Origin of the sequence: Acinetobacter sp. 3657 (assembly GCF_031456775.1) — a bacterium.
In the GTDB taxonomy this organism is placed as follows: Bacteria; Pseudomonadota; Gammaproteobacteria; order Pseudomonadales; family Moraxellaceae; genus Acinetobacter.
On sequence record NZ_JAVDVH010000007.1, the window covers coordinates 93,057 to 106,906 of the forward strand.

Annotated in this window: 13 protein-coding genes and 3 tRNA genes; 9 read left to right on the top strand and 7 right to left on the bottom strand. The window is 40.2% G+C overall.

The genetic code is table 11. The features are described 5' to 3' along the window. The first annotated feature begins 50 nt into the window (after nt 1-50). The 3 genes from J2Y37_RS09810 (at nt 51) to J2Y37_RS09820 (ending at nt 1,716) form a co-directional block, all read left to right on the top strand. Entirely contained in the window at nt 51-581 is a 531-nt protein-coding gene (locus tag J2Y37_RS09810) for a YaeQ family protein (protein WP_004670303.1), read from the top strand. 43 nt (nt 582-624) lie between these two features. Then, complete coding sequence (locus J2Y37_RS09815; RefSeq protein WP_004670305.1) at nt 625-966, top strand: FKBP-type peptidyl-prolyl cis-trans isomerase; 342 nt, start codon at nt 625-627, stop codon at nt 964-966. A gap of 354 nt (nt 967-1,320) precedes the next feature. Continuing rightward, nucleotides 1,321-1,716, top strand: coding sequence for a hypothetical protein (locus tag J2Y37_RS09820; protein WP_004670307.1), 396 nt, complete (start codon nt 1,321-1,323; stop codon nt 1,714-1,716). A gap of 75 nt (nt 1,717-1,791) precedes the next feature. On the opposite strand, the gene J2Y37_RS09825 is transcribed toward J2Y37_RS09820, so the two are convergent. After that, nucleotides 1,792-1,877: transfer RNA gene (locus J2Y37_RS09825), tRNA-Leu, on the bottom strand. 208 nt (nt 1,878-2,085) lie between these two features. Here J2Y37_RS09825 and J2Y37_RS09830 point away from each other — a divergent pair. After that, entirely contained in the window at nt 2,086-3,876 is a 1,791-nt protein-coding gene (locus J2Y37_RS09830) for an alkaline phosphatase D family protein (protein WP_349032684.1), read from the top strand. Nucleotides 3,877-3,995: 119 nt separating this feature from the next. On the opposite strand, the gene J2Y37_RS09835 is transcribed toward J2Y37_RS09830, so the two are convergent. Together J2Y37_RS09835 and J2Y37_RS09840 are read right to left on the bottom strand one after the other, a co-directional pair. After that, nucleotides 3,996-4,081, bottom strand: a tRNA-Leu gene (locus tag J2Y37_RS09835). A gap of 8 nt (nt 4,082-4,089) precedes the next feature. After that, nucleotides 4,090-4,163 (bottom strand) — tRNA-Cys (locus J2Y37_RS09840). 152 nt (nt 4,164-4,315) lie between these two features. Here J2Y37_RS09840 and folD point away from each other — a divergent pair. Both folD and J2Y37_RS09850 read left to right on the top strand, forming a co-directional pair. Next, complete coding sequence (gene folD, locus J2Y37_RS09845; RefSeq protein ID WP_241322787.1) at nt 4,316-5,164, top strand: bifunctional methylenetetrahydrofolate dehydrogenase/methenyltetrahydrofolate cyclohydrolase FolD; 849 nt, start codon at nt 4,316-4,318, stop codon at nt 5,162-5,164. Between the two features lie 59 nt (nt 5,165-5,223). Beyond that, the gene (locus J2Y37_RS09850) at nt 5,224-5,892 is read left to right on the top strand and encodes a 50S ribosomal protein L11 methyltransferase (RefSeq protein ID WP_349032685.1); all 669 of its coding nucleotides are present in this window, start codon (nt 5,224-5,226) and stop codon (nt 5,890-5,892) included. A gap of 37 nt (nt 5,893-5,929) precedes the next feature. Here J2Y37_RS09850 and J2Y37_RS09855 read toward each other — a convergent pair whose 3' ends face one another. The 3 genes from J2Y37_RS09855 to J2Y37_RS09865 form a co-directional block, all read right to left on the bottom strand. Beyond that, entirely contained in the window at nt 5,930-6,337 is a 408-nt protein-coding gene (locus J2Y37_RS09855; protein ID WP_349032686.1) for a PIN domain-containing protein, read from the bottom strand. Then, nucleotides 6,337-6,576 (bottom strand): AbrB/MazE/SpoVT family DNA-binding domain-containing protein, encoded by a 240-nt coding sequence (locus J2Y37_RS09860; RefSeq protein WP_349032687.1) that lies wholly within the window; start codon nt 6,574-6,576, stop codon nt 6,337-6,339. The genes J2Y37_RS09855 and J2Y37_RS09860 overlap by 1 nt, the downstream gene beginning before the upstream one ends. A 120-nt stretch (nt 6,577-6,696) precedes the next feature. Beyond that, entirely contained in the window at nt 6,697-7,119 is a 423-nt protein-coding gene (locus tag J2Y37_RS09865; RefSeq protein ID WP_121929480.1) for a hypothetical protein, read from the bottom strand. Nucleotides 7,120-7,379: 260 nt separating this feature from the next. Here J2Y37_RS09865 and glpK point away from each other — a divergent pair, with 260 nt between their 5' ends. The 3 genes from glpK (at nt 7,380) to glpD (ending at nt 11,485) form a co-directional block, all read left to right on the top strand. Then, entirely contained in the window at nt 7,380-8,894 is a 1,515-nt protein-coding gene (gene glpK, locus J2Y37_RS09870) for a glycerol kinase GlpK (protein WP_349032688.1), read from the top strand. Between the two features lie 52 nt (nt 8,895-8,946). Continuing rightward, nucleotides 8,947-9,705: a DeoR family transcriptional regulator gene (locus tag J2Y37_RS09875; RefSeq protein ID WP_004670322.1), complete on the top strand. Its 759-nt coding sequence runs from the start codon at nt 8,947-8,949 to the stop codon at nt 9,703-9,705. 259 nt (nt 9,706-9,964) lie between these two features. After that, nucleotides 9,965-11,485, top strand: coding sequence for a glycerol-3-phosphate dehydrogenase (gene glpD / locus J2Y37_RS09880; protein ID WP_349032689.1), 1,521 nt, complete (start codon nt 9,965-9,967; stop codon nt 11,483-11,485). A 46-nt stretch (nt 11,486-11,531) separates the two neighbouring features. Here glpD and J2Y37_RS09885 read toward each other — a convergent pair whose 3' ends face one another. After that, on the bottom strand, nt 11,532-13,709 hold the full coding sequence (locus J2Y37_RS09885; RefSeq protein WP_349032690.1) for a TonB-dependent siderophore receptor: 2,178 nt from the start codon (nt 13,707-13,709) through the stop codon (nt 11,532-11,534). Nucleotides 13,710-13,850 lie beyond the last annotated feature (141 nt).

Sequence of the window (13,850 nt, forward strand, 5' to 3'; positions counted from 1 at the left end):
TTCTAGCAAAAATAGAGTATGCTTAGCGCCAAATTTGAGGACATGAAGCAATGGCGTTAAAAGCAACGATATATAAGGCAGACCTAAATATTGCCAATATGGATCAGCATATTTATGCAGATTATCAACTGACCCTTGCTCAACACCCATCAGAAACGATTGAGCGATTAATGGTGCGTATCCTTGCTTATGCGCGTTATGCAGATGAGCATTTGGATTTCACCAAAGATCTATTTGAAACAGATGAGCCTGCTTTATGGCAAAAAGATCTGACGGGCTTGTTAGAAAAATGGATTGAAGTGGGTTGTCCATCTGAAGATAAAGTGAAAAAAGCCAGTGCGCGATGTAAAAGTGTTGCCGTGGTGACCTACGGTGCACAAGCGAATGATTGGTGGCAGAAAAGTACCAAAATCAAAACACTGAGTAATGTTGAAGTTTGGCAGCTTTCTCCTCAAACCACCCAAGCACTTGAGCAATTATGTGAGCGTACCATGCAGTTGCAGTTAAACATCATGGATGGTGAATGGACATTGTTGAGTGACAAAGGTCAAGTCGACATTCAGTGGCAACAATTGCAATAATAGTGAATACACCCTGAATTGAGCTGAGTTTGGAGAGACAAAAATGAGCGCAGAGTTACAGATTATTGATTTAAAAGTAGGTGAAGGTAAAGAAGCGGTAAAAGGTGCTTTAATCACCACACATTATACGGGTTGGTTAGAAGACGGAACCCAGTTCGATTCTTCACTTGATCGTGGAAATTACTTTGAAACTGTGATTGGCACAGGACGTGTAATTAAAGGATGGGATCAAGGCATTATGGGCATGCGTGTAGGCGGAAAGCGTAAACTGATCGTACCTGCACATTTGGCTTATGGTGAACGTAAGATGGGGAAAATTATTCCTGCAAACTCAAATCTAACTTTTGAAATTGAACTTTTTGATGTAAAAACACGCGACCAATAGCAATCGTTGTCTGTATCATAAATAAAGTGATTTAGCCCAGTCTTAGCTAAATCACTTTAAAATCATGTGGATATATTTGTTTTTTAATTATAATTAAGTTTGTATAAACACCTGATTTGGCATAAATTTCTTTTTATCTGATTTTCATGACAGCCTAAGAAAAAAATATTGATTCTCTAAATCGCCCTATATATCTTTGAGATAAAAGAGCAATTTTCTTTAAATGACAATAACTTGAATAAAATAATCATTTTTTGATCTTTTAAAAACTTGCTCATGACGTTGCTATCTGGCTGGGATGAACCACGAAAATAGTGACATTAATTATAAAAATTTAAATGAGTAGAGGTCGATATGAATGATTATTTGGATATCACTGCATCTGAGTTATTAAAAGAGTTACATCATTTTTTCTTGATTGATACATATGATGGCGCGGAAACGGGATTTTGGGTCAATGAAAAGGCATTGGTTGATAAACAATATTGGCTTGATGGTGAGCATAAAGTTGAAATCGTCAGAGAACTTAGTGCCTCTCATTTACATGCACCACATAGTTATCGAATTACGCTATTGAACCAAGAGGGTGGCGATATTGTTTTATTGAGCTACGATGGTGTCAATAAAAAAGTACTCACTTTTCGACGTGGTGAGTGGGTCAATCGAATGTACAAATATTTTTATCAAAAAGAACGTTATTATTTACAGCAACTGGCAGATCATCCAAATTTTCAGTTGATCCAGTATTAAGCTGGCCGAATTTCAGGCATAAAAAAACCAGCTTAGGCTGGATTTTTTTATGCACCAAATTTCATTGTTGAAAAATGGTGCCCGAGGCCAGACTCGAACTGGCACGCTTTGTGGGCGGGGGATTTTAAATCCCCTGTGTCTACCGATTTCACCACTCGGGCATGTGCGCAATAATAGAGGACACTTTAAAACTTGGCAAGAGTGAAACGAATTATTTGCTTTCTTTTCAGTCAATTCATGTGCTTATCTCATAAAAAATAAGCTAAATCCGCTATTTTTCATAAATTTTTCATTAAATTGAGATCAAACCTTCATCAACGCACCTTAGTTTTATTTGTTTAAAGTAATAAAAACCAAGGTAGCCATCAAATGACAGCAAAAATTTCACGACGGGAACTGATTCAAAAGAGTTTATTTGGTTTTGGGGCTTTGTCTTTATCCACAGGTTTTACAGGGTGTAATAATAGTTCAGATAAAGAAAGCAATGCGCTAAAAGTCAGTTTTGATCATGGTGTGGCGAGCGGTGATCCATTGCAGGATCGTGTGATTCTTTGGACACGTCTTAGCCCAAACGATTCAAGTGCACGTTTGCAAGTCACTTGGGAAATTGCATTGGATGATCAATTTAAGCAAATCGTTAAGACGGATAAGGTGACAACGGCAGCAGCACAAGATTTTACGGTTAAGGTCGATGCAACAGGTTTGACACCGAATCAAAACTATTACTATCGCTTTATTTTTGGTGATAAAAAGTCTCCCGTTGGACAAACCAAAACATTGCCGACCAGTACTTCGAAAGTCAGTTTCGCAGTCTGTTCTTGTTCGAATTATCCCGCTGGCTATTTCTATGTATATCGTGAAATGGCAAAGCAAAATGTCGATGTGGTGATTCATTTAGGCGACTATATTTATGAATATGGTGCGGATGGTTATGCCTCAGAAGATGCAGACAAACTCGGAAGAAGCTTGGCAGCTGATAATAGCCAAGAAATTATTAAATTAGATGATTATCGCAAGCGTTATGCGCTGTATCGTAGTGATAAAGATCTACAGGCACTGCATCAACGTCATCCTTTTATTGTCATTTGGGATGATCATGAGTTGGCGAATGATACTTGGAAAGAGGGTGCGGAGAATCATCAGGAAAACGAAGGTAGTTTCCTTGAGCGTAAATTGGCAGCCTTACAAGCCTATTTTGAATGGATGCCGATTCGTCCTGTGGATAATCAACATATTAAGATTTATAGACAGTTTAACTTCGGTGGTCTGGTTAATTTGATGATGTTGGATACTCGCATAATTGCGCGTGATGAGCAGTTGAACTACGTAAAATTTATAAATCCAGTGACAGGACAATTAGATACGGTTGCATTTCAGGCAGCTATGTTTAATTCTACTCGAACAATCATGGGGGAAACTCAGCGCGAATGGTTATTGGGAAATAAAGAGAAGAGTATAGTCGGGGTATTACAAAACTCAACCGCAACATGGAATGTATTAGGTCAGCAGATTCTTATGACCAAAATGCTAATTCCAGCTGAATTATTATTGTCGCTTGCAGAAATTACTTCAGGCAATCCTAGCACAGACACATTAAATCAAATGACGACTCAGATTACTGAGTTAGTGACTCTGAAAATGCGTCTTAAACAAGGTGATCCAAGCCTTACTGAGCAAGAAAAAGCGCGTGTGCTGACGGTTGCTCCTTATAACCTAGATGCGTGGGATGGCTATTTTGCTGAACGTGAGATTCTATATGGCACTTTGGCGCAGTTAAAGAAGAAAGTCGTGGTCCTTGCAGGGGATACGCATAATGCGTGGTCGTCTAATTTATATAGCAAAGATGGTGCTTTTGTCGGCGTTGAGCTGGCAACCAGTTCTGTATCTTCGCCGGGGATGGAAAAATACCTTAATATTCCTACGGCACAGCTTCAACAATTCGAGTTCGCATTTACCGCGCTGATTGATGAATTAAATTACTGCAATTTGAATCAACGAGGTTATTTGATGGTTCAACTTGATGAAGCTCAAGTTGAATCTCAATGGGTATTCGTTGATTCGATTAAAACAGCAGAATATACGGTGGATGCAAGCCGACAGCATCAATTGGTCTTAGATGTGAATTTATTACCGATGCAGACTGCACAGCAAGTCGCATAAGTCTAAGAACAAAAAAGCCAAGTCAGTGTACTTGGCTTTTTTTATACTTCGCTAAATTTCAGGCATAAAAAAACCAGCTTACGCTGGAATTTTTTGCACCATATTTCATTAGCTGAAAATGGTGCCCGAGGCCAGACTCGAACTGGCACGCTTTGTGGGCGGGGGATTTTAAATCCCCTGTGTCTACCGATTTCACCACTCGGGCTTTACCAATGGAGGCGGAGGTCGGAATCGAACCGGCGTACACGGAGTTGCAGTCCGCTGCATGACCACTCTGCCACCCCGCCATCTCTTGGTGATGCACATATTAGCAATCTTTAGAAAAAAAACAATAGTGTTTGTCGCGAATATGCACATAAAAACAACATCTAAAAGAATATTGCTCAAATTATCATGTATTATTTACGCAATTGATTCATACCCATTTTGGAGATGCGCTGTGGCATTGGTTTTAGACGGTCGTGCATTGGCAACACAAATCGAAGCAGATTTGTTGGTACGTGTAGAAGCATTAAAAGCAAAATCGGGGCGTACCCCAATTTTGGCAACAATCTTAGTTGGTGATGATGGTGCATCGGCAACTTATGTGCGTATGAAAGGTAATGCTTGCCGTCGTGTAGGAATGGATTCGCTTAAAGTTGAGCTTCCGAAAGAGACGACAACTGAACAATTGCTTGCAGAAATTGAAAAATTGAATGCAAATCCTGATGTGCACGGGATTTTGTTGCAACACCCTGTGCCAGAACAAATTGATGAAAGAGCTTGTTTTGATGCAATTTCATTGGCAAAAGATGTCGATGGTGTGACCTGCTTAGGTTTTGGTCGTATGGCGATGGGTGAGTCTGCTTACGGTTCAGCGACTCCAGCAGGCATCATGACCATTTTGCAAGAAAACAAGATTGAGATTGCAGGTAAACATGCCGTTGTGGTTGGTCGCTCTGCGATTTTAGGTAAACCAATGGCAATGATGCTATTGCAAGCCAATGCAACCGTTACGATCTGTCATTCACGCACAAAAAATCTTGCAGAGTTGGTTAAGCAAGCTGACATTATCGTGGGTGCAGTTGGTAAAGCCGAATTGATTCAAAAAGATTGGATCAAGCAAGGTGCGGTTGTGGTTGATGCTGGTTTCCATCCACGTGATGGCGGTGGTGTAGGTGATATCCAATTGGTTGGTATTGAAGAGGTTGCTTCTGCTTATACGCCTGTTCCAGGTGGAGTAGGTCCTATGACGATTACCACTTTGATTCGTCAAACAGTTGAAGCTGCTGAAAAAGCATTAGGCTAAATCTCCCCCTAACCCCCTCTTTATAAAAGAGGGGGACTTAAAAGAATTAAAGAAACGATATGAGCTGTACTTTTCAATTTGCTAAAGCGCCTGAACAGTTACTTAAAGCATTGCATGATGTGATTCCAAATACTGACTTATTGGCACAACAACTACCTGAAACGCCGATTTCTTTATGGCTGATACCACCAGTATTTCCTACAGATCGTTTGGATGATGAAGTCATTCGACGTATTTGGAATGAAACGCCGTATTGGATTTTTTGTTGGGCATCTGGCTTAGCGATGGCACAATGGTTATTGGCAGAACCCCATCATGTTAAAGATAAAGTTGTTCTAGATTTTGGTGCTGGTTCAGGTGTAGTTGCAATTGCTGCAAAAATGGCAGGTGCGAAACGCGTTATTTGTTGTGATATTGACCCCATTAGTCTTGAATCATGCCGTGAAAATGCCCTCTTAAATGAAGTAGAGCTTGAATATCTCGATGATCTCTATAAATCAGAACAAGTGGATGTCTTGCTCGCTGCTGATGTACTTTATGATCAGTGCAATCGCTTCTTTTTAGATGAATTTTTGAAATTCGCACCTGAGGTTTGGGTTGCTGACAGTCGAGTTAAAAATTTTAGCCACCCAAAATATATAAAGATTGATGAGCGAAGTGCAACAACTTGGCCTGATTTAGATGAAGCGAAAGAGTTTAAAAATGTGAGTTTTTATAAAACGCTGTGACCGTAAAATTTTAGTATTACTGGCAATGTTTGAAGAACTAACTTTGCCAGTTTTCAACCATTAAATTGAATTGTTTGAAATGTTCAAAGATGTGATCATTGCTTATTAACGTTAAGTTGTGGGCTAGCGCATGAGAACCGATCAATAAATCCATTGATTGTACCGCAATGCCTTGTAATCGTAATTCATTACGGATTTTTGCATAGGTTGGAACGCATCGCTCATCCCAATCCAAAATATTAAGTGTTTCTAGTAGTGAGTTAACGCGTTCGATATGTTGTGGAATATTCCCTCCTTTTTCCAAGCCATAAATGATTTCTGCATGTGTGATCTGCGAAATAAAAACAGAATCAGGATGGGTTAACATCAGCTTGTTTTTTAGTTTGTTACTTGCCGCTCCTTGCAAGAGGTAGCTCACAATATTTGTATCAAGCAAGTATTCCATTAAAATATATCTCGCTCTACTGGGGTATCTTGCTCACGATCAATCATTAAATTTTCAAACCCGAGTGAACTACTATTTTCATTAAAGTAATCTGCCCATGTACGAGGCTGCTCAGACAGAATCACTTCTCCTTTTGCATTCTTTCGTACATAAACGATATCACTTTTGAAGCGATATTCTTTAGGAAGCCTTACTGCTTGGCTTTGCCCATTCATAAAGATTTTAGCGGTATGGTTCATTGTGCTGCCTATAAAGTATATATTAATTAGTATATACTCGTGAAGAGGCATGTCAATAATAAAGTTATCGTTTAACAGTCATCATGATTATTGAACAGATCTTTAAAATGGCTGACTTATTTAAGAACAGGTATAACGAACGACAGTAAGTGTGGTTGGTCGAGTCTCAAGTGCTTGACGAGTGGCATAACCTTCGCTGTTATTTAAATCAGGGGAGTTGGATAGACCAAAAGTTGTGCGACTGGTGCCAAGCTGAACACCGTATTTTTCTTGTGTAGCAGGGTTCATGATTTCATTGGTGCTTAGAATTGAAATTTTATAATTTTTTTCTGCACCGAGCACTTGTTTACATGCATGCTGCAATTTTTTCTCATCCACATTTGCATTGCCACGTGCAGAAAGTGTATAGGCAATCGTCGCCGAAGTTGCTGTTTTATCTTCAATTTGATAACCCTTTGCACCATTATATTGATGTGAGCTTGTCTGACATGCAGCAATCAAAAGTGTACCGCTTACAATAAAGAATAAATTGGTTTTTTTCATATCAATGATCCTGTTATTTATGTTTTTAGTATCGCATAAAATGATTTTTGAATTGTGAGTAATCTTTAAAAACTGGTCTTTTCGTCACTTTTGTATTCAAAAATAAAGAAAGAATTTTCGTTTGCGAACAATTTTGCATATAATCGCCCCAGTTTTTAATTTAATACAGAAGTCGTTGCTTTATTGCAGTATTACTCTCCGTTTTTTCGGACGTTTAATTCATTGCTCTAATACATCAGGCCAGTCTGGATAGGTATGTCATGATCTCTACAGATAGTCAAAAAAAATATGTGGTTGCATTTGATCAAGGTACAACGAGTTCACGTGCGATCGTATTGGATCACGATGCGAATGTCATCACCATAGCTCAACGCGAATTTACCCAAATTTACCCACAACCAGGTTGGGTTGAGCATGATCCGATGGAAATCTGGGCGACCCAAAGCGCAGTCTGGGTTGAAGCGTTAGCGCAAGCGAGTATTTCAAGTGATCAAATTGCCGCGATTGGGATTACCAACCAACGTGAAACGACGGTGATTTGGGACAAAAAAACGGGCAAACCTATTTACAATGCCATTGTTTGGCAAAGTCGCCAAAGCAATGAAATTTGTAATCAGCTTCGTCAAGATGGCTGGCAAGACTATGTGCGTAAAGTTACGGGTTTGGTGATTGACCCATACTTCTCTGCGACAAAAATTAAATGGATTCTCGATCGGGTCGAAGGCAGTCGTGAGCGCGCTGAACGTGGCGAGCTTCTATTCGGTACAATTGATACATGGCTTATTTGGAAACTCACCAACGGTCAAGCTCATGTGACGGATTATACCAATGCCTCTCGGACCATGTTATTTAACATTGAAACATTGGAATGGGACGATAAGCTACTTGAAGCTTTAAACATCCCTAAAGCAATGTTGCCTGAAGTGCGTAGTTCTTCCGAAGTTTATGGATACACGCATACTATCAGTGGACAAGAAATAGGCATCCCGATCGCTGGTATCGCAGGGGATCAACAAGCCGCATTATTTGGTCAAATGTGTGTTGAAGTCGGGCAAGCAAAGAATACCTACGGCACAGGCTGTTTCTTGTTAATGAATACAGGAAAGCGTATTGTTCAGTCGGACCATGGCTTATTGACCACCATCGCATGTGGGGCAAAAGGCGAAGTGAACTATGCACTTGAGGGTGCTGTGTTTAATGGTGGCTCGTGTGTGCAATGGTTACGAGATGAAATGAAAGCGATTAATGATTCGCATGATTCTGAATATTACGCAACCAAAGTCAAAGATAGTAATGGCGTCTATGTCGTTCCAGCCTTTACTGGACTTGGTGCTCCTTATTGGGATCCGACCGCACGTGGTGCAATCTTGGGGATTACAAGAGGGATTAGTATCGAGCATATTATTCGTGCGACGCTGGAATCGATTGCGTATCAAACGCGTGATGTTTTAGACGCGATGCAGCAAGATTCAGGTGAGAAGCTGCGTACACTCCGTGTTGATGGTGGTGTCACCGCCAATAATTTTCTGATGCAGTTCCAAGCTGATATCTTAGGTACTTCAGTTGAACGTCCTGCAATGAAAGAAACCACAGGTATGGGTGCAGCATTTCTCGCAGGTTTGGCTGTCGGTTTTTGGTCGGATCTGAATGAATTGAAGAGTAGAATGACGATCGAGCGCACTTTTACACCTGAGAGTAGTCGTGATAGAACTGAGAAACTCTACAAAGGTTGGTTAAAAGCGGTTGGTCGCACCCGAGATTGGGATGAGGATTAAGCTCAACTGAGAGTATCGGATGAGTTGAAATAACAACATAGGATGGATGAGCATGAGTTTGATATTACGCCAACAAAAAACCCTCGAATTAGTACGCGAGCGTGGCTATATCAGTATTGAAGAGCTTGCTCAATATTTTGATGTTACACCTCAGACGATTCGACGTGATATTAATCAGTTGGCAGATGAAGGCTTGTTGCGTCGCTACCATGGTGGCGCGGCACATGATTCGAGTGTTGAAAACACTGAGTACACCATGCGTGTCGGGCACATGCTTGAACAAAAGCGTTCTATTGCGGAAGCTGTTGCCGCTGCTGTGCCTGATCATGCTTCATTGTTCATCAATATCGGTACTTCAACTGAAGCAATCGCGCATGCCTTGTTAAATCATACGGGGCTGAAAATTATTACCAATAATTTAAATGTTGCTAAAATTTTGAGTACCAAAGAAGATTTTGAAGTACTGATCGCCAGTGGACGCGTCCGCCCTGATGGTGGGGTGATCGGGCAGGCAACGGCTGATTTCTTTAAGCAATTTAAAGCAGATTATGCGTTGGTTGGGATTAGTGGTATCGACGAGGATGGCACTTTATTGGATTTCGATTTTCAAGAAGTCTGTGTTTCGCAAGAAATCATTTCAAGTGCACGTCAGGTTTTTTTAGCGGCGGATAGCAGTAAGTTTGGGCGTAATGCGATGATTCGTTTAGGTTCGCTTAAACAAGTGGATTGTATTTTTACTGACCAACAACCCAATGATCAATATATGAAAACTATTAGAGATTTGGATATTGGATTGATTGTTGCAAAATAAATATTCATTTTCGAAAAAATGTTACTTTTTTTGAATGAGCTGTTTTTTGCTTCATTCACTTTATATAAAATTATTTTTTATTCCTTATAAATATTATATTTAATAAGCTTATCATCATTTTTACATTTCTTTCAATTTTTTACCATCAGTCTAAAAATGTCGGTAAATTGACATTTTTGTCGCGTGTTTTTATTGTCTATTTTCATTTTATATGTTTAAATTTTCATTATTGAACAATATCGAAAATTTGCGGTGATTTATGCAAAACGCTCCCCAGTTAACAGATAAAATTTATGATCTTGCGATCATTGGTGGTGGTATCAACGGTGTGGGTATCGCAGTCGATGCGGCTGGTCGCGGATTATCGGTATTTTTATGTGAAAAGGATGATTTAGCGAGTCATACGTCTTCCGCAAGCAGTAAGCTCATTCATGGTGGTTTGCGCTATTTAGAACACAAAGAGTTTCGCTTAGTGCGAGAGGCGTTGGCTGAACGTGAAGTGTTATTGAATAAAGCGCCACATATTATTCGTCCGATGCGCTTCATCATGCCACATCGTCCACATTTACGCCCAGCTTGGCTGATTCGTACAGGTCTATTCTTCTATGATCACCTTGGAAAGCGCGAGAAATTACTGGGTTCGAATAACGTTTATTTTAAAGAAGATAGCCCATTAAATTCGGCGATTACCCGTGGTTTTGAGTATTCTGATTGTGCGGTAGATGACTCACGTTTAGTGGTGCTCAATGCGATGCATGCGCGTGAAAAAGGTGCTGATATTGTGACACGTACCCGTTGCTTATCCGCCAAGCGTGACGGGGAGTACTGGATTGTTGATTTGGAAAATGCACAGGGGGCATTTCAAATCAAAGCGAAGGCTTTGGTCAATGCCGCAGGTCCATGGGTTGCTCAGTTTATCAAACAAGATTTACAACTTAAATCGCCGTATGGGATCCGTTTAATTCAAGGCAGCCATATTATTGTGCCGAAGCTTTATGAAGGTGATAAGGCCTTTATTATGCAAAATGATGACCGTCGTATCGTGTTTGCGATTCCTTATTTGGATCAATACACCATGATTGGGACAACGGATCATGAATACAAAGGTGATCCAGCTCAGGTGAAAATTACTCAAGCGGAAATTGACTATTTGGTTAAGGTCAGTAATGAGCATTTTAAAAAGCAATTAACCCAAGAGCAAATTATTTCGACTTTTGCTGGGGTACGTCCTTTGTGTGATGACGAGTCGGATAATCCTTCTGCGGTGACACGTGATTATACCTTGGCATTGTCAAAGCAAGCAGTAGGACAAGCACCATTGCTTTCTGTATTTGGTGGAAAATTAACAACTTACCGTAAGTTGGCTGAATCTGCGATGCAGCAGCTTAAGGCGTTCTTCCCTGAAATGCAGGGTCGCTGGACCGCAAAAGAGGTTTTACCGGGTGGGGAGAAGATGGATTCTGTTGAGCAATTAGTTCAAGAAATTCTTCTACAAGTGACCGATGCACCTCAGTCTTTAGCAAAACGCTGGGCTTCCGCTTATGGTACACGCGTTTGGAATATTCTGGGTGAGGCAACTTCAGTCGCAGAGCTTGGACAGTATTTTGGTCAGGGCTTATATGTGAGAGAGGTCGACTATTTGTGGCGTTTCGAATGGGTAACGACCAGTGAAGATCTTCTTTGGAGACGTTCTAAGCTCGGTTTAAGCATGAGCAATGATGAGGTTGCATTATTGGATACTTACTTAGACTCAAAAAGACAGACACCTAACGCCGCATAAAAGTCATAACCCCTTATCCTTATATTTGGATAAGGGGTTAAATTTATTAATATTTAAATTTAAGCGCAACGCTATAGTTCGCAGGTTCGCCATAGAACGCTTGACTATATGTGAAGCTATTTAAGTATTTTTTATCGGTCACATTATTTGCATTGGCTTGAACAGTGAAGTGTTGGTTTACTTCATAGCTTGCCATTAGATTAAGCAAAGCATAATCACTTTGTTTCAAATAAGCTGATTGTACGCTGTCAAAAATCGAGGTTTTCCCTTGCCATTGCAGTCCTGCGCCAACTTTGAGTTTTGGTAGTTGAGCAGGTGTATAGGTGGTCAGTAGATTAAAGGTCTGGGTCGGGTTATAAGTTCTCGCAGCACCACCATTTTTTAGGTCTTGTAAACTAAACTGAGCATAACCAAGAGAGACATTGACCTGATCAGTGAGTTGTCCTGCCAAACCAACTTCTACACCTTGTGAACGTAAATCACTAATGCCGACTTTACGATTTAAAGGATGTCCGTCACTTGAGCGCAGCGGATAATTGTTTTGTTCAGTTCTAAAGATTGCCAAAGTGCCCGTTAGTTTGTCATCTAACCAAGCACTTTTAACCCCAACTTCGTAGCTTTTCCCTTCGATTGGATCGGCAACTTTTCCTGTGGCTTCATTCACAGAAGTTTGAGGGCGAAAGATCGAGGTATAACTCATATAACTTATATATTCAGGTGTAAAATTATAGGTAATCCCAGCATAAGGTGAAACTTTACTTTCATCGTAATTCATCGGTGAGCCATAGCTCGAACCTTCACTTTTAGCTTGGATGTAGTTTGCACCGAGAGTCAGCTTGAGATCATCATTCAGATGCAGGCGAGTAGCAGCATAAATAGACTGATTACGTTGAGTATATTCCGCTTGTTCGGCGAAATCCGACCATGTTACATGCTTTGGTGTCCAGCTTGCCCAATTGGTTGTATAAGGTGTAACTGAGATTTGTCCGTTGTATTCAGAGCTTACATGATTGATATTGCTGTCATGTAGCGTACCTTGCTTTTGGTGGTCAACTTGATCACTTTTAGAAAAGGTATAACCAATGATTGCTTCATGCTCTCGATTAAATAGGTCAAATTTGCCTTGAAGATTAAAATCAGCAGTGTGTAGTTTATTATTCTCTAAATAACCATTTGGTGTTAATGAAACTCCTGAACCGTCTGCGTTTGGATAGCCGTAATAGTATAAAAGCTGGCTTTCACGATCTTTTTCATTGTAGTTATAGCTTAGATTAGCAGACCATGTATCTAGAAATTTTTGTTTTAGTTCGATAAATGCATTTCTAGAAGTGTTGTCCCAATATGCCCAATCTGGATTGGGGTTAAATGAGCGATCATAACTGAGTTGTTTGCCAGAACCATCCATCAGTGGAATTGCACCCCAGTTGTTGGCATTTGGTTTATGCTTTTCTTGACTTGCACCAATGGTCAGAAGGGTAGAATCCGTAATATCAGCCTCAATAACACCTGCAATTCCATTTTTTTCTGAAGAATAACGATCACGATATGAGTCGCCTGTTTGTTGAAAGCCAGACAGTCGTCCACGTATACGATCATTTAAACTACCAGAGGCATCTGCTTCATAGCGTTGAGTATCCCATGAGCCATAGCTTAGACCAGTATTGGCTTGAAATTCTTTGGTCGGGCGTTTGCGAATGTAGCTAATGGTTGCACTAGGATCACCAAAAGCATTGGTTAATGCATTTGCCCCTTTAACGACTTCGATACGATCATAAAAGTAACTATCGGGATTGGTGTCATTATAGTTCCAGCCCGTTGAGGGAAAACCTACGCCATCAACTAAAATATTTGAAATCTCGAATCCGCGAGCCATATATACGGCGCGTTCCGTTTCAAGCGCATTGACTGTCACGCCAGGGGTATTATTTAAAATGACTCGTGTTGAGGTCAAACCAAAGTCTTCGATCTGTTGGCGAGTGATGACATTGATGGTTTGAGGGGTTTCTTTGGCTTCGATATTGAGCTTAGTCGCACTTGAGCTATTTTTAATCGTATAGGCTTTGGTGCTTTCAGAATCTGAAATTTCATTCTGAGTTGCTTTGACTTGAATCGTTGGGAGTTGCTGCGATACTTCATCTGCTGCAAAGCTATAGGGGCTAATGCTGACTAAGCTTGATAGTGCAAGAAAAAGTGAGTTTCGTTTGAAGGAGAGGGTCGAGCTCATATTTACAACCATGTAAATGAGAAATATTATTATTACAATTATTGTTAATATTAGTGAATTTTGCAATTCATTTCGTTTAATTTTTGATGGGAATCAAAGAAGAGATTTAGATAGTTGATTGGGATTTCTGGGGACTAAGCA

Excerpts from the sequence above, each read along its gene's own strand:
- J2Y37_RS09865 (WP_121929480.1), bottom strand. The coding sequence starts at position 7,119 with ATGAAAAAAACCAATTTATTCTTTATTGTAAGCGGTACACTTTTGATT.
- glpK (WP_349032688.1), top strand. The coding sequence starts at position 7,380 with ATGATCTCTACAGATAGTCAAAAAAAATATGTGGTTGCATTTGATCAA.
- J2Y37_RS09875 (WP_004670322.1), top strand. The coding sequence starts at position 8,947 with ATGAGTTTGATATTACGCCAACAAAAAACCCTCGAATTAGTACGCGAG.
- J2Y37_RS09860 (WP_349032687.1), bottom strand. The coding sequence starts at position 6,576 with ATGAACCATACCGCTAAAATCTTTATGAATGGGCAAAGCCAAGCAGTA.
- J2Y37_RS09850 (WP_349032685.1), top strand. The coding sequence starts at position 5,224 with ATGAGCTGTACTTTTCAATTTGCTAAAGCGCCTGAACAGTTACTTAAA.
- J2Y37_RS09820 (WP_004670307.1), top strand. The coding sequence starts at position 1,321 with ATGAATGATTATTTGGATATCACTGCATCTGAGTTATTAAAAGAGTTA.
- glpD (WP_349032689.1), top strand. The coding sequence starts at position 9,965 with ATGCAAAACGCTCCCCAGTTAACAGATAAAATTTATGATCTTGCGATC.
- J2Y37_RS09815 (WP_004670305.1), top strand. The coding sequence starts at position 625 with ATGAGCGCAGAGTTACAGATTATTGATTTAAAAGTAGGTGAAGGTAAA.
- J2Y37_RS09855 (WP_349032686.1), bottom strand. The coding sequence starts at position 6,337 with ATGGAATACTTGCTTGATACAAATATTGTGAGCTACCTCTTGCAAGGA.
- J2Y37_RS09885 (WP_349032690.1), bottom strand. The coding sequence starts at position 13,709 with ATGAGCTCGACCCTCTCCTTCAAACGAAACTCACTTTTTCTTGCACTA.
- J2Y37_RS09810 (WP_004670303.1), top strand. The coding sequence starts at position 51 with ATGGCGTTAAAAGCAACGATATATAAGGCAGACCTAAATATTGCCAAT.
- J2Y37_RS09830 (WP_349032684.1), top strand. The coding sequence starts at position 2,086 with ATGACAGCAAAAATTTCACGACGGGAACTGATTCAAAAGAGTTTATTT.